Genomic DNA, 17,872 nt, shown 5'->3' with positions numbered 1-17,872 from the left:
CACGGCACTCGCCCGGTCCAGTGCCGCCCGGCAGAGTTGTCGCCGGTGTTACCGCGCCGACGTCACTCGCGTCGGATCGGGTTTCCCCGTCGCCGCACGGCCGGCGATCGACCGGTTCCACACCCGAAGGGAATGTCGATGACGCACAACCAGACCGCCCCGGCACCGCTGAACCAGGTCACCGCCACACCAGCCGCGGAGCCGCAGGAGGCCAACGCCCATTTCCGCGGGAAGCTTGCCTTCGAGGTGGACCCGGCCGATGTCGCCAACGCGATCACCGCCGGCACCGTGGACTTCACAATCGTCGACTGCCGCTCCACCGGCAACTACACCAAGACCCACCTTCCCGGCGCGGTAAGCCTGCCCTGGGCGGACATCACCGAGGAGACGGCCGCCGGGCTGCCGCCCGGGCTGCTGGTCACCTACTGCTGGGGCCCGTCCTGCAACGCGGCGACCAAGGGCGCCGAGCGGCTGAGTCGCTACGGGCGGCAGGTCAAGGAGATGATCGGGGGCCTCGAGTACTGGGTCAGGGAGGGCCACCCGACCGAGGGACGCCGCCCCGTCGTGCGCGGCGAGGAGAAGCCGTTGGACTGGGGCCTGGTCGCATGAGTCCGCCGGCATCCACCGGACGGTCGCGGGATGGCTCGGACCCCGGCCCCGTATACCTGGTCACCAGCGCCGACCAGCCTGAACTCGGGACCGACGACCGGTTGCTGCACCAGGCGCTGCTGGCCGCCGGCGTACCGGTCACGGTGGCCGTCTGGACCGATCCCGACGTGCCGTGGCACGACGCCGCCGTCTGCGTCATCCGCTCGGTCTGGGACTACCACCTGCACCCGGAACGGTTCATCCGGTGGCTGAGCCAGGTCAGCACGGTGACCACCGTGCTGAACCCGCCGCGCCTGGTGGCCTGGAACACGCACAAGCGGTACCTGATCGGCCTCGCCGCGGCGGGCATCCCCACCGTCGAGACCGTCTGGATCACACCGGGCAGCAACGCCGACGTACGCCAACTGCTCGACGACACGGGTTGGGAACAGGCACTGCTCAAACCCGCGGTGTCCGCCTCGGCCTGGTTGACCGGCAAGGTGCGGCCCGGTGACGCCGAGGGACAGCGGCTGCTCGGACGGATCCTGAGGCACTGCGACGCGATGCTCCAGCCGTATCTGGCAACTGTCGACCGGGACGGGGAGGTGTCGGTCATCGTCATCGACGGGGCGGTCAGCCACGGGGTCCGGCGGAAGTCGGCCCTGACCGGCGATATCGAGGTCACCCGGCACGGGAGCCCACACGAGATCACCCCTGCGGAACGGTCCCTCGCCGAGCGGATCGTCGGCCTGTTGCCGGAACAGCCGCTGTACGCCCGGGTCGACCTGCTCCGGGACGACGCCGACCGGCTGCTGCTCGGAGAGTTGGAACTGGTCGAACCGGTTCTCTACCTCCGGCACGCTCGCCGGGCGCTCGACGGCCTGGCGACAGCGGTACGCCGGCACGCCTGCCACCGAACCGGCGCGTCGGCACCGACACCCCGCCCGGGCGCACCACTGGGGGCACCCGCGTGAGTCCGCACACCTTCGTCCCGATCGAGATTCCGGACGCCACCCGCGACCCGGGCGCGTACGTGCAAGCCTTGATCGACACCCTGGGCGACCGGGATCCGGTCGAGGTGTACGCGGCCACCCCGACCATCGCCGCGGGCATCTGCGACGGGTTACGCGATGCCCAGTGGCATGTCCCGCTCGCCGAGAGCGAGTGGTCTGCCGCTCAGGTCGTCGGGCATCTGTTCGACGTCGACATCGTCTACGGGTTCCGCTGGCGGCTCGTGCTCACCGAGGACAAGCCGGCGTACCCCGGGTACGACGAGAAGCTCTGGTCGCGACTGCCGCGACCGGACGTCGCCGTCCTGCTGGCCGCGTGGTCCGGGATCCGTGCCGCGAACGCAGCCCTGCTCCGTGGCATCCCGGCCGCCGATCGTCAACGCTGGGGCACCCATGATGAGCAGGGCGACGAACAGTTCGACCTCATGGTGGACAAGATCGCCGGCCACGACCTCGCCCACCTCAACCAGCTCGCCAGAACCGTCGCCGTCGCCCACGGGACGACAGCCTGAACCGATCCATCAGCCAGCGCTCGGGTCACGGACGGCGGGTCACCGAGGCACGTGCGGACCACCAGGTCGTGCAGGGCATCCACGGCCGAAGACGACGCCCGCCGGGTCAGCCACCGGCCGGATCCGATTTCGTGCCCACCGGGTCGCTGAAGGTGGCGACTCCGGGGACCAGTAGGGCGGCGACGCTGGCGGCGGCGGTGAGTCCAGCGGCGGCGAGGAGCGTGGGTTGCACTCCGAACGCGGCTATGGCGGGCCCGGCGAGGGCATAACCGAGCGGTAGCAGCGCGAAAGCGCTGAGCTGGTCCAGCGCGAGCGTCTTACCGAGCACCTCGGCGGGGATCTGGCGTTGCAGGGCGGACAGCCAGTAGACGAAGTACAACTCCACTGCGAATCCGCCGATGACGAAGCAGATAGCGGTGACCGGCAGCGGCAGGGCGAGGGCGAGGCTCGCCGGCAGAGCGGCATAGCTCGACAGCGCCAGCATGCCGACCACTCCGGGACGCCGCGGTCGCCAACGGCTGGCGAGGGCGATGGCGGGCAGTGCACCGGTGGCGAGGGCGGCCAGGACCAGCCCGTAACCGAGTTCACCGCCGAGTTGCTCGGTCGCGACCAGCGGCAACAGCGTCATGGTCGGCGCGGTGCCGGCGAACAGCTGAATCGCCACGGCCGTCATGACGGCGACGACCCAGGGACGCCGCCGGATGGCCTTGACACCGGCAGCGGCGTCGGCGAGGACACCCGTGCGCGTCCGGGCACCAGCCACGCTGTCTCGCACGCCCAGCACGGCGACGGCGCCGGTCGCGAACAACAGGCTCGCCAGGCCCATCGCGGCGCGGATGCCGATCGCGGCCACGATCGCGGCGCCGACGAGCGCCCCGATGAGGGTGGCGGAACGCTGCACGGCGGCCACCAGGGCATTTCCACGTTCCAGCAGGCCGGTCGGGAGTAACGCGGGAATGAGCGATCGCATGGCGGGTCGGGACATCGCCTCGGCCGCACCGGACAGCGCGGTGACGATGCCCAGCGCCGCCAGCGGCAACCGGTTCAGGGTCAGCAGCGCCCCGAGGACGGTGGCGGCACGCAGCACATCGGCAGTGAACAGGATCCGCGGGCGGGAGACACGGTCCGCGAGGATGCCACCGGCGAGCAGGCACACCACAAGCGCGATCGCTCGGCCGGCGAGGATGACCGCGATGGTGCCGGCGCCAGCTCCCCGCTGGACGGCGTACAACGCGAAGGCGACCGGCAGGAGTTGGTCGGCGACCGCCCCGGCGGACTGGCTGGCCCACACCCGCAGGAAGACCGGATACCGGCTGAGCCTCCCGTCGGCAGTTGTCGTTTCCCGGTGGCTGGTTGACGCGGTCATCGTGCGGTCACTCCCAGTCGGCAAGGTGGAATGTTGTGGTGCCGGCACCCGGTCGCTGCGATTGCCGTGGCGTGGGCGGCCCGTCGCGCCGCTGGCGGCCGTTCCAATTTCTGCTACAGATTAGCTCTTGCCAGTGATTTGCAACAAGGACGGGACCGGCCTCGGCTTTGAGGGTCCAGGCGGGACTGGCACCGCACGTCACCGGTGCCGAGGTTGGTTGTCCGTCAATCAGGCGGGCGCGCGGCCGGTGGCTGACGGGTCACGGCCCAGCCGGGTGCGGACCACCAGGTCGTGCAGGGCATCCACGGCCGCCGGTTCGGGGCGGTCGGGCAGCCTGGAGGTGTCCCGGGCCACTGCCAGATCGGCGCGCAGCCGCGGCAGGTCGACGGCGAGCCGTTCCGCGGCGCCCGGAGGCAGCGGGCCGTGCTCGGCCTCGCGTTTGGCGGCGATGAGGTCCGGCACGTACGCCAGTCCCGTTCCGAGTACGCCGAGGTCGGTCTCCAGCCGGCCGGTGTGCATCAGGTGGATGCCGGTGAGCAGCACCCGCAGCGTGTACAGCGCCGGCTTGAGCTGACCGGTCTTCGCGTACAGCCGCTCCTGGTTGGCGGCGAACCCCAGGTAGTGGTGCGCGTGGTGCCGGGTGACCAGACGAGGCGCCAGCACCACCAGGTCGGCGTGCAGCGGGGTGGTGACGACCACCAACGGTGACAGCACCTGCTCCAACACGTATCCGTTGCGGCTGTTCAGCAGCGTGGCGAACTTCAGCAGGTCGTGGCTCACCACGTCCAACTCCACCCCGTCCCGCATGCCGGCGTGCTGCAACGTCTGCGGCCCCACCCGCAGCCCCACCACCTCCTCCGGCGGTAGCAGGTGCGCGGCCCGCAGGTCCAGGTCGGAGTCGACGGATGGGAACCCGTACAGGTGCGCGCCACTGACGGTGGCGAACAACAACGGACGCGGCAGTGCGCGGGCCACGTCGGCCGCCCACGGTGGCACCTCGACGGTCATGCCAGGTTCCCTTCCCGGACGGCGACCAGCAGGCGGTCCACCCGCTCGCGGTCCGGTAGCGCGGGTAACCGGGTGGCGGCGGCCGCGTCGGCGAGGTCGGCCTGCAGCTCCGCCGCCCAGGCGGTGACCCGCTCCCACGGCAGCGCACCGCGTCGCACAGTCAGCAGTTGGTCCCGTACGGGCGCCACGTCGACCAGGACCTCTCCGGTGCGCAGCAGGTGTGCCCCGGCGATCAGTAGCCGGAGCATGTGCATGGCCTGCTTGTGGTTCGTCTCACCGGTTCGACGCCGGCGGGCCGCCACCCGGTTGAGCTGATCCCGGGCGTACCCGCCGTAGGTTTCGGCCACCCGTCGGGACAGGAACGCCTCACGTGCCGCCAGCAGCCGTCGCCCGTCGACGGTGACCGTCTCGACCAGCGGTGACCACAGCACCTCCAGCACCGTCGGGTTGCCCTGCATGGCGAGCCGGCAGAACCGTTCGATCTCCCAGGAGAACTGCTCCTGCGCCGGCCCGTCGAGATGGGTCGGTGGCTTGTCGAGGCGCCAGAAGGCGCGGGTCGGGGCCACGAACACGCCGCGCCGGTCGTGGTCGGAGTCCGGGCCGTGCAGCCCGTACGCCCGGGAGCCCACCACCACCGAGAGGACGGTGTGCCGCTCGACAAGATCCGTCACGCCGGGGACGCTACCCCGTCCCATGCCTGAGTTCATCCGCGTTGTCACCGGGGGTGGTTCGGCGAGGCCGCGGCCGCCCCCTCGGGCCGACCGAGGCGCAGGCTGACGACGGCGCACCGGTCCCGCTCGGACCGCCGAAACAGCGCGCGCTGCTGGCCGCGCTGATGCTGCGCGCCGGGCGCCCGGTCAGGGTGACCGAACTGGTGGACACCCTCTGGCCCACCGACCCGCCGCGCTCGGCGGTGAAGAATCTCCAGCTCTACATCCACCAACTGCGCAAGCTGCTCGGCGGCGGGCTGCCCCACCACCACGGGTCGTACCAGCTCGATCCCTGCCGGTACCGGCTGGACGCCGCCGAGTTCGAACGTCTGCTCGCCGCGGCCCGCCGGATGGCGGCCAGCGACCCGGAGCAGGCGCGGCAGGCGTACCGGTCGGCCCTGGACCTGTGGCGGGGCCCGGCCCTGACCCTCCGGCCGGCCCCGGTACGCGTCCGACCCCAACGAGTGAGACCCAAGGAGATCAACATGACAGCTACGTACACCTTCGACGTCTTCTCCAGCCTCGACGGTTTCGGTGCCGCCAGCGGGGACTGGACCGGCTACTGGGGCAAGCAGGGCCCCGAGTTGCTCGATCACCGCCTCGCCCTGTACGAGCAGGAGCAGCGGATGGTCTTCGGTGCCCACACCTATCGCCTGTTCGGCCAGTTGGTGGCCCAGAGCGACGCCGACTCGGAGGTGCGTGACCCCTGGGTGACGCGGATGCTGAACCTGCCGGCGACGGTCGTGTCGACAAGCATGGAAGCATCCCTCGACGCGCCGAACGTGACCGTCGTGAGCGGTGATGCCGTGGACGTGGTCGCTCGGTTGAAGACGGAATCCGAGGTGCCGTTGCGTTCGCACGGAAGCCTGTCGATGAACCGATCCCTACTGAAGGCCGGCCTGGTCGACCGCATCCAGGTGACCCTCTTCCCCGTCGTCACGGGTCGCAGCGGTCGGGATCCGATCTTCCAGGGAGCGGAGGACTTCGACCTGGAACTCATCGAGCACCGGACGCTCGACGGTCGGACCCAGGAACTCATCTGCCGACCCGCCCTGCATCCCTGACGGACGACACTCGTCGTCGCGGCACCGACGGCAGCGACAGCAGTGACAGCGGCGGCGGCAGCGGCGGCGGCGGCAGCGACGACGACTTCACTCCGACACGATATCTAGTGTTGCCAGCGAGCCCGATGCGCCATATATAGTAGCTCCCGCAGCTGGTTCGGTCCGCTCTCACAGGCGGTCGAGGCAAGAGGGAACCCGGTGTGAGTCCGGGACTGCCCCGCAGCGGTGAGTGGGAACGACCGCCGTCACCACGCACTGGACCGTGAGGTCTGGGAAGCGACGGCCAGTAGGCGACCGGGAACGGTCATGCCCGCGAGTCCGAAGACCTGCCAGCGCGCCGCACGCGCCGCGTGCGGCGGTCGGAGGCCGCGCGGGACGGCCGACGCCATCGCGCCCGCCGACGACCCGGCGGGCGACCAGTGGCGTTCCCACCGCGCGTTCGTCGACCTCGTCGACTGGCGTGAGGAGGGGACATGACGGCGACGCGGGAACGGGTTGCGGCCGGGCACACAGGACCGGAGCAGCGTCGGCAGGCGATGCGGGTGCGCAAACGCGACGGTGACACCGAGCCGGTGGACGTCAACACAATCGCCAGGGCGGTGCAGCGGTGGGTCGCCGACCTGGACGAGGTGGACCCGCAGCGGGTGGCCACGAAAACGGTAAGCGGGCTGTACGACGGGGTGAGCACCGCCGAGGTGGACCGGTTGTCGATCCAGACCGCGGCCGAGCTGATCGGCGAGGAACCGCAGTACTCGAAGCTCGCGGCCCGGTTGCTGGCCGCGTACCTGGGCAAGGAGGTCCGTGGGCAGCAGGTGGCGAGCTTCAGCCAGTCCATCGGGTACGCCCACGGACTCGGGCTGATCAGCGACGACACGGCCGCCTTCGTGTCCCGCCACGCGCGCGCCCTGGACGACGCGGTGGACCCGGCCGGTGACCTGCGGTTCGAGTACTTCGGGCTGCGTACGGTGGCCGACCGGTACCTGCTGCGGCACCCGAGGTCGCGGCTGGTGGTGGAGACGCCGCAGTTCTGGCTGCTGCGGGTGGCGTGCGGGCTGTCGCGGACGCCGACCGAGGCGATCGGTCTCTACCGGCTGATGTCGTCGCTGGCGTACCTGCCGAGTTCGCCGACGCTGTTCAACTCGGGCACCCGGCACACCCAGCTGTCGTCGTGTTTCCTGGTGGACTCCCCGCGCGACGAACTGGATTCGATCTATGAGCGTTACCACCAGGTCGCGAAGCTGTCGAAGTTCTCCGGTGGCATCGGCATCTCCTGGTCCCGGGTGCGCGGGCGGGGCGCGTTGATCCGGGGCACGAACGGCAGGTCCAACGGCATCGTGCCGTTCCTCAAAACCCTCGACGCCGGGGTGGCGGCGGTCAACCAGGGCGGCCGGCGCAAGGGCGCCGCCTGCGTGTACCTGGAGCCGTGGCACCCCGACATCGAGGAGTTCCTGGAGCTGCGGGACAACACCGGAGAGGACGCCCGGCGCACCCACAACCTCAACCTGGCGAACTGGATCCCGGACGAGTTCATGCGGCGGGTCGAGGCGGACGAGGACTGGTCGCTGATCGACCCGACCGACGCGCCCGAGCTGCCTGACCTGTTCGGTGCGGCGTTCGACGAGGCGTACCGCGCGGCCGAGAAGAAGGCCGTTCGGACGATCAAGGCCAGGACACTGTACGGGCGGATGATGCGGACTCTCGCGCAGACCGGCAACGGGTGGATGACGTTCAAGGATCCGTCCAACCGGCTGTCCAACCAGACCGGCGCGCCGGGCAACACGATCCACCTGTCCAACCTGTGCACCGAGATCCTTGAGGTCAACAACGACTCCGAGACCGCCGTCTGCAACCTCGGCTCCATCAACCTCGGCGCCCACGTCACCCTCGACGGGGTCGACTGGGAAAAGCTTCGGGCGACGGTGCGCACCGCTGTGCTGTTCCTGGACCGGGTGATCGACATCAACTACTACCCGGCCGAGCAGGCGGCGGCGTCGAACCCGCGCTGGCGACCGGTGGGTCTCGGGCTGATGGGGCTGCAGGACGCGTTCTTCACCCTGCGGTTGCCGTTCGACTCGGCACCGGCCCGGGAGTTGTCCACCCGCGTGCAGGAGGAGATCTTCCTGACCGCCCTGGAGACCTCCGCTGGGCTCGCCGAACGGTTCGGCCCACATCCGGCGTACGCGGAGACCCGCGCCGCTCAGGGTGACCTGCATCCCGACCTGTGGGGTGCCGAACCCGCCCAGACGGAGCGCTGGGTGGCGCTGCGTAAGGCGATCGCCACGCACGGCCTGCGTAACTCGCTGCTGGTCGCCATCGCGCCGACCGCCACGATCGCCTCGATCGCCGGGTGCTACGAGTGCGTCGAGCCGCAGGTGTCCAACCTGTTCAAGCGGGAGACCATGTCCGGCGAGTTCCTCCAGGTCAACACCTACCTGGTCGGAGAGCTGAAGGCGCGCGGACTCTGGACGCCGCAGGTCCGGGAGCGGATCAAGCGGGCCGAGGGATCGGTCCAGGGAATAGCCGAGCTGCCGGCCGAGGTGCGGGAGCTGTTCCGCACCGCCTGGGAGCTGCCGCAGCGGGCGCTTATCGACCTGGCCGCCGCCCGCGCGCCCTACGTCGACCAGTCGCAGTCGCTGAACCTGTTCATGAGCGCGCCCACCATCGGCAGGTTGTCCTCGATGTACCTGTACGCCTGGAAGTCCGGGCTGAAGACCACCTACTACCTGCGTTCGCGTCCCGCGACGCGGATCCAGCAGGCCACCGTCACCGTCGCGACAGCGACCAGGCCAGACACCGTCGCGACAGCGACCAGGCCGACCTCCGGCGCCGTGCCGGCGTTCCAGCCCATCCTCGCCGTGGGTGACGACGAGGCGTTGGCCTGTTCCCTGGAGAACCCCGAGAGCTGCGAGGCGTGCCAGTGACCACCACCCCCGAAACCCGCACCGGCGCCCCTGGCGAGCGGCACCTGCTGCTCGACCCCGGCATGGACCTCACCCTGCGACCGATGCGCTACCCGCGCTTCTTCGACCGGTTCAAGGACGCCATCAAGAACACCTGGACCGTGGAGGAGGTCGACCTGCACTCCGACCTCGCCGACCTGGCGAGGCTCTCCCCCGCCGAACGGCATCTCGTGTCTCGGCTGGTCGCGTTCTTCGCCACCGGCGACACCATCGTGGCGAACAATCTCGTGCTCAACCTCTACCAGCACGTCAACTCCCCGGAGGGCCGGCTGTACCTGTCCCGGCAACTGTTCGAGGAGGCCGTGCACGTCCAGTTCTACCTGAACCTGCTGGACACGTACGTGCCGGACGAGACGGAGCGGTTCGAGGCGTTCGCGGCGGTGGAGAACATCCCCTCGATCGCCCGCAAGGCCGAGTTCTGTTTCCGGTGGATCGACTCGGTCTTCGAGTTACGGGAGCTGCGGACCCGCGAGGACCGGCGGGCGTTCCTGCTCAACCTGATCTGCTTCGCCGCCTGCATCGAGGGACTGTTCTTCTACGGCGCCTTCGCCTACGTCTACTTCCTGCGCTCCCGGGGAGTGCTGCACGGTCTCGCGTCGGGCACCAACTGGGTGTTCCGCGACGAGTCCATGCACATGGCCTTTGCGTTCGACGTGGTCGAGACCATCCGTGCCGAGGAGCCGGACCTCTTCGATGCCGACATGGAACGGCAGGTCAAGGACATGCTGGCCGAGGCCGTCGACTGCGAGGTCCAGTTCGCCGAGGACCTGCTCGCGCAGGGGGTGTCGGGGCTGTCGCTGGCCGACATGCGGGAATACCTGCGGCATGTGGCCGACCGGCGGCTGGCATTGCTCGACATCGAGCCGATGTACGGCAGCCGCAACCCGTTCCCGTTCATGGAACTGCAGGACGTGCAGGAGCTGTCGAACTTCTTCGAGCGACGGGTGTCGGCGTACCAGGTCGGGGTGAGCGGCACCGTCACCTTCGACGACGACTTCTGACGACCGGCGCGCCGGTGTGACCGGCACCGCACCGGGCGTCGGCGGTCGTTCTGGTGTCAAGCGACGCCTGGGCGGTACGGTATCGACACCCGGTGCACGCCGGGCACAACTGCATACGTCCCGTGTGGGGGGAAGCCGGTAGAAGCCGGCGCTGACCCGCAGCCGTGAGCGAGAGCCCTCCTCTCGCGAGCCGGAATGCCTCACCCGGGACGAGCGGCTTCCACTGTCGAGGTCTACAGGGTGAAGTCCGGGCCACCGAGGTCCGACCCACCCCGCTCACGCGTCACACGAGCGGGGTGCCGTGTCCTCGGGGTGCTTTCCGGAGTTCTCACCGACCGCTCCGCGAAAGGCACCCCACATGTCCCTGTCCCGACCCTGGCGGTTCGGCGCCGGTCTCGCCGCCGCCGCGACGACGACCCTCGCCGCGCTCGCCACCGTCCCCCTCACCGGGGTGGCCGCACCCACCCCCGACGACACCACCGCCGCCCGCGCCGCCGCAACCTGGCTGGCTGGCGAGTTCACCGACGGGGCGCTGCCCGGCCCGTTCGGTGGTCCGGACTGGGGCCTGACCATCGACGGCGTCCTCGCCCTGTCGGCCACCGGCGTGGACACCTCGACCCGCCAGGCCGCCACGGCACAGCTCGCGGCCCATGTGCGGTCCTACAACAGCTACGACGAGTGGGGCATCGAAGGCTTCACCGACGGCGGGGCCACCGCGAAGCTGCTCTACGCGGCCGCTGCCGCCGGCGCGGATCCCACCGCGTTCGGCGGGTACGACCTGCGGGCCGAAACCCTGGCGCTGATCGCCGGGGTGGACGCCGGGAACCAGCGAGGCCGGATCACCAGCCGGGTCACCGCCGACAGTGGACCGGACGCCAGCAACACCTTCGACCAGTCCTTCGCCGTGCTGGGTCTGGCCCGCAGCGGCGATGTCCCGCAGCACACCGTTGACTTCCTCATCCGCCAGCAGTGCACCGAGGGTGGCTTCCGGCTCTACCCGGACACCGCGGACGGACCGTCACCGTCCTGCGACGAACAGCCCGACGCCGTCCTCGACGTCGACTCCACCGCGATGGCCGTGCAGGCGCTGTTGACCGCTGCCGACGAGGGTGCCACCGGCGCGGCCGACGCGGCGCGCGAGGGGGCCGACTGGTTGGTCAGCCAACAACACGCCGACGGTTCCTTCGGCGGTTCAGGACCGACGGTCGGCGCCAACTCCAACAGCACCGGCCTGGCCGGGCAGGCCCTCGCCGCCGCCGGACGCGACACCGAGGCCAGCCGTGCCGCCGTGGCGCTGACCGCGATTCAGCTCACCGGCGCGAACGGCGGCAAGGCCACCGCCGACGCGGGTGCCATCGCCTACAACACCGACGGTTTCACCACCGCCGTCGCGGCCGGGATCACCGCCACCGACCGGGACCAGTGGCGCCGGGCCACCGCCCAGGCCCTGCTCGGACTGGCCCAGGTGCCGCTCGGCCGCATCGGCCTCGACCTGCCGCCACCATCGACCGGGCCGACCCCGACCGGCACGGCCGCACCCTCCGCCACCGCCTCACCCACCACCACCGCCTCACCCACGCCGACCGTGACGGGTTCAGCCACGCCGACGCCCAGCGGCACCCCGAGCACCCCGGCGGCGACACCCTCGGCCACCACTCCACCGGCGGTGACCCCCGCCGCGAGCACCACACCACCCACCCCGGGACTGGCCGGGCTGCCGACCACCGGCGCGGCGATCATCGGGTACGTCCTGATCGCGGTGCTGATGGTCGGTGGCGGGGTGCTGCTCCTGGTGCTCGGCCGCAGGCGGACGACGTGACGGCCCGGTACGCGCGGGCCGGCCTCGTCCTCGCCCTGGTCGCGGCGAGCACCCTGGCCGCGCCGCCTGCTCCGGCGACGGCCGCCGCGGGATACTGCCCCGACGCCTCCGGCGTCACCGTCGTTGTCGACTTCAACGAACTCGGCGGCGGAACGGTGGTCCGCTGCGCCCACGGTGAGCAGGCCACCGGCCTGGCGGCCCTCAAGAACGCCGGATTCCAGGTCACCGGAACCCTGCGCTGGGGCGAGGGATTCATCTGCCGGATCGAGGGCAAACCGTCGGCGGCCGCGGAGAAGTGCGTCGACACGCCACCAGCCAGCGCCTACTGGTCGTACTGGTACGCCTCGAACGGAGGTGACTGGACCTACAGCGACAAGGGCGTGGCCAACCGCAAGCCGCCGGCCGGCAGCTTCGAGGGCTGGTCCTTCTCGCTCAACCGCAACGCCAACGACGCGCCCCGGCCGGGCGCCGCCCCGAAGCGACCCGCACCACCGGCTCCGCCCCCACCGCCGCCGCCGGCCACGGGTGGTGGCGGACCGGCGGCGCCCCCGCCGGCCGCCGGTGGTGGACAGGTCCCACCGCCCGCGCCGGGCGGCCAGCCCGGCGCGGCCGCGCCGACCGTCGGCGGCACCGGGATCGCCACCCCCACGGGTACGGCCACCGATGCCCTGCTGCCGACGCCGAGCCAGGTCAGCGGCGCACCGACCGGTGGTGCCACCGACACGCCGTCGTCGGACACCTCCGACCCGGAGCTGGCCGACGTTGCCGCGCGCCGGGACGGCGGAGGTCCACCGGTCGGCACGATCGCCGGGATACTGGTGTTCGTGCTGCTGGCCGGCGGCGGGCTGATCGCCGCGCGGCGCCGGCGTACCGCCGAGCCGGATGCCTGACCCGTCCGTCGCCACCGGGAACCGCCCGACTCTCGGCGACGGGCGGTGGCTGTTCGGCTGGTCGGCGGGGCGGCTGCCGCGCGGGCTGCACCCGGGAGCGTGGTGGCTGTGGGCGCTGGGACTGGCCACGGCGGCCAGCCACACCACCAACCCGCTGCCGCTGGGCCTGCTCGTGGCCGGCGCCGCGCTGGTGGTCGTCCGCCGGCGCGGCGACGCCCCATGGGCGTTGGCGTTCCGGATGTACCTGTGGCTCGCCGCGATCATCGTGCTGGCGCGGGTGGTGTTCCGGGTCGTGTTCGGCGGCGGGCAGGGTGAGCACGTGTTGATCCGGCTGCCGGAGATCCCGCTGCCAGCCTGGGCGGCGGGCATCCGGCTGCTCGGCCCGGTCGCCGCCGAGCAGGTCCTCGGCGGCTTCTACGACGGGCTGCGGCTGGCCACCATGCTTGTCTGCCTCGGCGCCGCGAACGCCCTGGCCAACCCGAAGCGGCTGCTCAAGGCCGTACCGGGCGCGCTGTACGCGGTCGGCACGGCGGTGGTGGTGGCGCTGTCGGTCGCCCCGCAACTGGTCGAAAGCGTGCTGCGGGTGCGCCGGGCACGGCGGCTGCGCGGGGCCTCCGGCCGCGGGATGCGGGCGCTGCGCGGGATCGCGCTGCCGGTGCTGGCCGACGCACTGGACCGGTCCCTGGCCCTCGCCGCGGCGATGGACTCCCGGGGCTACGGCCGCACCGCCGCGGTGCCGGCCGGGCAGCGCTCCGCGACCGGTGTTTTGATGCTTGGCGGATTGATAGGTGTCTGCGCCGGCACCTACGGGCTGCTCGACGGCACCGGAGGGGGATTCCTCGGTCTGCCGATGCTGCTGGCCGGGCTGGTCATCGCCATGATCGGGATGCTACTGGCCGGCCGGCGGGTCCGCCGCAGCCGCTACCGGCCGGACCGCTGGCGGCCCGCTGAGTTGGTGGTGGCCGGCTGTGGGGTGGCCACCGCCGTCCTGACGACGCTTGCCGGCGCCGTCGACCCGGAACTGCTCTACCCGCCGGTCAGTCCGCTCACCTGGCCCGAGCTGACCCCGCTGACGGTGCTCGCCGTCGCGGTGGCGTCGGCGCCGGCCTGGCTGGCACCGCCACCACCCGTGGCCCGGACCGTCCGGACCCGGACCGACCCGACGGGCCGGGACGCCGGGACGCCGCTTGAACCCACCATGTCGACACCGGCGGAAGGCCGCACATGATCGCGTTCGACCGGGTCACCGTCCGCTACGCGGATGGCGGCCAGCCCCCGCTGCGGGACGTCAGTATCCACGTCGAGGAGGGCGAGTTGTGCCTGGTCGCCGGCCGCACCGGAGCCGGCAAGTCCACCCTGCTGCGGGCCGTCAACGGACTGGTCCCGCACTTCACCGGCGGCACCCTGCACGGCACCGTCACCGTCGCCGGCCGGGACACCCGCCGGCACCCGCCACGGGACCTCGCCGACGTCGTCGGCGTGGTCGGCCAGGACCCGCTGTCCGGCTTCGTGACCGACACCGTCGAGGAGGAACTGGCCTACGGCATGGAGCAGTTGGCCCTGCCGCCGGCGGTGATGCGCAAGCGGGTGGAGGAGACCCTGGACCTGCTCGGCATCGCCGAGCTGCGCGACCGGCCGCTGCGGACCCTGTCCGGCGGGCAGCAGCAGCGGGTCGCCATCGGCGCCGTACTCACCGCCCATCCAAAGATCCTGGTCCTCGACGAACCCACCTCCGCGCTGGATCCCACTGCCGCCGAGGACGTGCTGGCCACCGTCACCCGGCTGGTGCACGACCTCGGCGTCACCGTCGTGCTCGCCGAACACCGGCTGGAACGGGTCGTGCAGTACGCGGACCGGCTGCTCTACCTGCCCGGTGACGGCCGGGTGGTCGACGGCCGGCCCGCCGACGTGCTGGCCGGCGTCGACCTGGCGCCGCCGCTTGTCGAGTTGGGCCGGCTCGCCGGCTGGACGCCGCTGCCGCTGTCGGTGCGCGATGCCCGCCGGCGCGCCGCCGCCCTGCGCCAGCGACTCGTCCACGCGCTCCCGGCACGCCCACCAGCGGACCCGGAAACCACCCCGGTGCTGACCGCGCGCAAGATCGTCGTGCGGTACCCGGGGACGGTGGCCGTGGCCGGGGTCGATCTCGACCTGCGTCCCGGCCGGGTCGTCGCGCTCATGGGCCGCAACGGTTCCGGCAAATCCAGCCTGCTGTGGGCGATCCAGGGCAGCGGTCCCCGGCACGGCGGTGCCGTGACCGTGACCGGCGGTCACGGCACCGTCGATCCGAAGGCGCTGCCGGCCGGTCAGGCCCGCCGGCACGTCGGCCTGGTCCCGCAGAGCCCCGGCGACCTGCTCTTCCTGGAGACGGTGGACGCCGAATGCGACCTGGCCGACCGGGAAAGCGACGTGCCATTCGGAACCTGCCGTTCCATCCTCGACCAACTCGTCCCCGGCCTGCCCGGCGACCGGCACCCCCGGGACCTGTCCGAGGGGCAACGGTTGGCCCTCGCGCTGTCCATCCAGCTCTCCGCCGCCCCGCCGGTGATCCTGCTCGACGAACCGACCAGGGGCCTGGACTACCACGCCAAGAAGCAGTTCGGCACCCTCGTGCGGCAGATGACGGCCGCCGGCCGCAGCGTGGTGCTGGCGAGCCACGACGTCGAACTCGTCGCGACGCTGGCCGACCAGGTGATCGTGATGGCCGACGGGGAGATCGTCGCCGAGGGCGGCACCGCGGAGGTCATGCTCGCCTCACCGGCCTTTGCGCCACAGGTCGCCAAGGTCCTCGCACCGCAACCGTGGCTGACCGTGGACCAGGTCGCCACCGCGCTGTCCCCGGCCGGAAGTACGCCGTGAGCGCGCTGCGGGTCGCCCCGCGTACCGCCGTGGTGCTGGCGCTCGCCTCGGCCGCCGCGCTTGCCACCTTCACCTGGCCGTTCTTCGTGCCGGCGGATCCCGAGACCACCGCCCGCACCGGCGAGGCGCCGCTGGTCTTCGTCATCATGCTCCCGGTGCTCGTGGCGCTCGTGCTGGCCGAACTCAGCTCCGGCGGCATCGACAGCAAGGCGCTGGCGATGCTCGGCGTACTCGCCGCCGTCAACGCCGCGTTGCGTCCCCTCGGCGCCGGCACCGCCGGCATCGAAACCGTGTTCTTCCTGCTCGTACTCGCCGGCCGGGTCTTCGGTCCCGGCTTCGGGTTCCTGCTCGGCTCGACGTCCCTGTTCGCCTCGGCGCTGCTCACCGCCGGGATCGGACCGTGGCTGCCGTTCCAGATGCTGTGTGCCTCGTGGATCGGTCTCGGCGCCGGCCTGCTGCCGGCCCGGCCGCGCGGCCGGGCCGAGACGGCCATGCTGGCCGGATACGGCGCGCTCGCCGCGTACGGCTACGGCCTGCTGATGAACCTGTGGTTCTGGCCGTTCAGCACCGGCGCCGACACCCAACTGTCCTACCTGGCCGGTGCGCCGGTGCTGGAGAACCTGCACCGCCTGGCGCTGTTCACCGCCGTCACCTCCACCTTCGGCTGGGACACCGGTCGGGCGGTCACCACCGCCGTGGCGATCGTCCTCGCCGGCCCGGCGGTGCTCGCCGCGCTGCGCCGCGCCGCCCGGAAGGCGGCCTTCGGCGCACCGGTCACCTTCGCCGCACCCGACCCGCAGCCCGCCGCTCTCGGTGCCCAGGGAGCTAGTTCATCTCCGGCCCCGCCGACGCAACCGCCTGCTGACGGCCACCACCAACGGAGGGAACAGAACGCACTGGGCGGCGACGGCAAGCCAGAACCCCGGTAGTAGGTCGGCCTGCTCGAACGTCCCGTACAGGATGCCGCCGACGACACCACTGAGGAAGGACCCGACGCCGACGGCGAGACGCTGCTGCCCGAACACGACGGTCGGCGACCGCTTCGAGTCGGCGAGCGCCATCAGATCGTTCTTGAGAAGCAGCACCGCATTCCCCAGACTGATCGCCGCGATCCCGACCCCGATCGTGACCATGTTTCCGCCGGCGAATGCGACCATTCCCACCGCCAGGGCACCGAATCCGATCGCCATCGCCGATCGGTAGCTCATCCGCTCGACCCGCTGCGCCACCAGCGGCTGCACCAGGACCAACCCGAGGGAGTACCCCATCATCGCCAAGCCATAGAACAGGGTCGGTACTCGGCCCTCGGCGTAGCTGGAGAGGTACTGGTAGAACTGCATGTAGAGGTAGATCGACAGGGCGGTGACGACGAAAGGCAGCACCGCGAGGCCACGCAGCATCCGGTGATACGGCTCCACCGGCACGGCGTCGTCGACCATCCGCTCTCGTGGCAGCAGGAAATGCCAGACCCCGAGGACGACGTAGAGCATGGTGACCACCACGAACACGCCGCCCGGATGGGCGATGAGCAGGGCACCCAGCACCGGTCCGAGGGCGACGCCGAGGCTGCTGGCTGCGTTACCCGCCGATACCAGCCGGGGCCGCTGCCCGGGATCGGCTCCGTGTACGAGGTAGCTGCGGTAGGCCGGTGAGTACAGTGAGCCACCGCTGGAGATGAGGAACAGGCCCGCGATGGTGAACACCGGGCGCACCGCTCCGAGGACGAAGGCGGCGCCGCCGAGGCTGTAGAGGACCAAGGCGCTACGCAGCGAGCGCTGCAGCCCAATCCGTTCCGCGACCGCCGCGCTCAGCGGTGCGCTGGCGAACTGCACCAGGGTGGCGGCACCGAGCACAACCCCGACCTGCGCCATCCCGGCGCCCAGCCGGTCGCGCAGCAGGACCGCCAGATACGGATAGATCGAGAAAGAGCCGACGTTGACCAGCAGGCCGCCTGCCAGCAACGCGAGTTGGGCGCCGGTGAAGGTGTGACCTCGGGCCGGCAGCAGCCGGCGGAGCACGGAGGGACCCATCCGGGAAGAGCTCGAGACCGCCATCAGTCGACTGCCATCCACGCCGCGCCGGGTATGG

Annotated in this window: 16 protein-coding genes and 2 riboswitches; of the genes, 12 read left to right on the top strand and 4 right to left on the bottom strand. The window is 71.4% G+C overall.

From position 1 onward, the window contains the following. Positions 1 to 138 precede the first annotated feature (138 nt). From ACFQUZ_RS11130 to ACFQUZ_RS11120, 3 genes are read left to right on the top strand one after another with little or no spacing between them, the layout of a single operon-like run. Complete coding sequence (locus ACFQUZ_RS11130) at positions 139 to 609, top strand: rhodanese-like domain-containing protein (RefSeq protein WP_377440931.1); 471 nt, start codon at positions 139 to 141, stop codon at positions 607 to 609. Continuing rightward, on the top strand, positions 606 to 1,562 hold the full coding sequence (locus tag ACFQUZ_RS11125) for a RimK family alpha-L-glutamate ligase (RefSeq protein WP_377440929.1): 957 nt from the start codon (positions 606 to 608) through the stop codon (positions 1,560 to 1,562). Before ACFQUZ_RS11130 ends, ACFQUZ_RS11125 begins: the two co-directional genes overlap by 4 nt. Continuing rightward, the gene (locus ACFQUZ_RS11120) at positions 1,559 to 2,110 is read left to right on the top strand and encodes a DinB family protein (RefSeq protein WP_377440927.1); all 552 of its coding nucleotides are present in this window, start codon (positions 1,559 to 1,561) and stop codon (positions 2,108 to 2,110) included. The genes ACFQUZ_RS11125 and ACFQUZ_RS11120 overlap by 4 nt, the downstream gene beginning before the upstream one ends. A 106-nt stretch (positions 2,111 to 2,216) precedes the next feature. Here ACFQUZ_RS11120 and ACFQUZ_RS11115 read toward each other — a convergent pair whose 3' ends face one another. The 3 genes from ACFQUZ_RS11115 to ACFQUZ_RS11105 form a co-directional block, all read right to left on the bottom strand. Continuing rightward, a complete protein-coding gene (locus ACFQUZ_RS11115) occupies positions 2,217 to 3,476 on the bottom strand; it encodes an MFS transporter (protein WP_377440925.1) in 1,260 nt (419 codons plus the stop codon). Between the two features lie 228 nt (positions 3,477 to 3,704). Beyond that, a complete protein-coding gene (locus tag ACFQUZ_RS11110; RefSeq protein WP_377440923.1) occupies positions 3,705 to 4,484 on the bottom strand; it encodes a DNA polymerase beta superfamily protein in 780 nt (259 codons plus the stop codon). Further along, complete coding sequence (locus tag ACFQUZ_RS11105; protein ID WP_377440921.1) at positions 4,481 to 5,155, bottom strand: DNA polymerase beta superfamily protein; 675 nt, start codon at positions 5,153 to 5,155, stop codon at positions 4,481 to 4,483. Before ACFQUZ_RS11105 ends, ACFQUZ_RS11110 begins: the two co-directional genes overlap by 4 nt. 53 nt (positions 5,156 to 5,208) lie before the next feature. On the opposite strand from ACFQUZ_RS11105, the gene ACFQUZ_RS11100 reads away from it, so the two are divergent. The 9 genes from ACFQUZ_RS11100 to ACFQUZ_RS11060 all read left to right on the top strand — a co-directional run bounded on the left by ACFQUZ_RS11100 (position 5,209) and on the right by ACFQUZ_RS11060 (position 16,713). Then, positions 5,209 to 6,258: a dihydrofolate reductase family protein gene (locus ACFQUZ_RS11100; RefSeq protein WP_377440919.1), complete on the top strand. Its 1,050-nt coding sequence runs from the start codon at positions 5,209 to 5,211 to the stop codon at positions 6,256 to 6,258. Between the two features lie 136 nt (positions 6,259 to 6,394). Then, positions 6,395 to 6,607: riboswitch (cobalamin riboswitch) on the top strand. Beyond that, a complete protein-coding gene (locus tag ACFQUZ_RS11095; RefSeq protein ID WP_377440917.1) occupies positions 6,565 to 6,735 on the top strand; it encodes a hypothetical protein in 171 nt (56 codons plus the stop codon). Its footprint overlaps the riboswitch before it by 43 nt. Further along, positions 6,732 to 9,179 carry a ribonucleoside-diphosphate reductase subunit alpha gene (locus ACFQUZ_RS11090; protein WP_377440915.1) on the top strand — a complete coding sequence of 816 codons (2,448 nt, stop codon included), beginning with the start codon at positions 6,732 to 6,734 and terminating at the stop codon, positions 9,177 to 9,179. The genes ACFQUZ_RS11095 and ACFQUZ_RS11090 overlap by 4 nt, the downstream gene beginning before the upstream one ends. Further along, positions 9,176 to 10,219, top strand: a complete 1,044-nt coding sequence (locus ACFQUZ_RS11085) for a ribonucleotide-diphosphate reductase subunit beta (RefSeq protein WP_377441138.1) — start codon at positions 9,176 to 9,178, stop codon at positions 10,217 to 10,219. Before ACFQUZ_RS11090 ends, ACFQUZ_RS11085 begins: the two co-directional genes overlap by 4 nt. Positions 10,220 to 10,348: 129 nt before the next feature. Next, positions 10,349 to 10,419, top strand: a riboswitch (cobalamin riboswitch). 158 nt (positions 10,420 to 10,577) lie between these two features. Then, positions 10,578 to 12,038 carry a prenyltransferase/squalene oxidase repeat-containing protein gene (locus tag ACFQUZ_RS11080; RefSeq protein WP_377440913.1) on the top strand — a complete coding sequence of 487 codons (1,461 nt, stop codon included), beginning with the start codon at positions 10,578 to 10,580 and terminating at the stop codon, positions 12,036 to 12,038. Next, positions 12,035 to 12,928, top strand: coding sequence for a hypothetical protein (locus ACFQUZ_RS11075; RefSeq protein ID WP_377440911.1), 894 nt, complete (start codon positions 12,035 to 12,037; stop codon positions 12,926 to 12,928). Before ACFQUZ_RS11080 ends, ACFQUZ_RS11075 begins: the two co-directional genes overlap by 4 nt. Further along, entirely contained in the window at positions 12,921 to 14,156 is a 1,236-nt protein-coding gene (locus ACFQUZ_RS11070; protein ID WP_377440909.1) for an energy-coupling factor transporter transmembrane component T, read from the top strand. The genes ACFQUZ_RS11075 and ACFQUZ_RS11070 overlap by 8 nt, the downstream gene beginning before the upstream one ends. Then, positions 14,153 to 15,784 carry an ABC transporter ATP-binding protein gene (locus ACFQUZ_RS11065; RefSeq protein WP_377440907.1) on the top strand — a complete coding sequence of 544 codons (1,632 nt, stop codon included), beginning with the start codon at positions 14,153 to 14,155 and terminating at the stop codon, positions 15,782 to 15,784. The genes ACFQUZ_RS11070 and ACFQUZ_RS11065 overlap by 4 nt, the downstream gene beginning before the upstream one ends. Further along, positions 15,781 to 16,713 carry an ECF transporter S component gene (locus tag ACFQUZ_RS11060; RefSeq protein WP_377440905.1) on the top strand — a complete coding sequence of 311 codons (933 nt, stop codon included), beginning with the start codon at positions 15,781 to 15,783 and terminating at the stop codon, positions 16,711 to 16,713. The genes ACFQUZ_RS11065 and ACFQUZ_RS11060 overlap by 4 nt, the downstream gene beginning before the upstream one ends. On the opposite strand, the gene ACFQUZ_RS11055 is transcribed toward ACFQUZ_RS11060, so the two are convergent. Further along, positions 16,615 to 17,814: an MFS transporter gene (locus tag ACFQUZ_RS11055; RefSeq protein WP_377440903.1), complete on the bottom strand. Its 1,200-nt coding sequence runs from the start codon at positions 17,812 to 17,814 to the stop codon at positions 16,615 to 16,617. The genes ACFQUZ_RS11060 and ACFQUZ_RS11055 overlap by 99 nt on opposite strands. Between the last annotated feature and the right edge of the window lie 58 nt (positions 17,815 to 17,872).

Origin of the sequence: Plantactinospora sp. GCM10030261 (assembly GCF_042666615.1) — a bacterium.
In the GTDB taxonomy this organism is placed as follows: Bacteria; Actinomycetota; Actinomycetes; order Mycobacteriales; family Micromonosporaceae; genus KBS50.
This window is presented reverse-complemented; position numbering and strand designations above follow the sequence as displayed.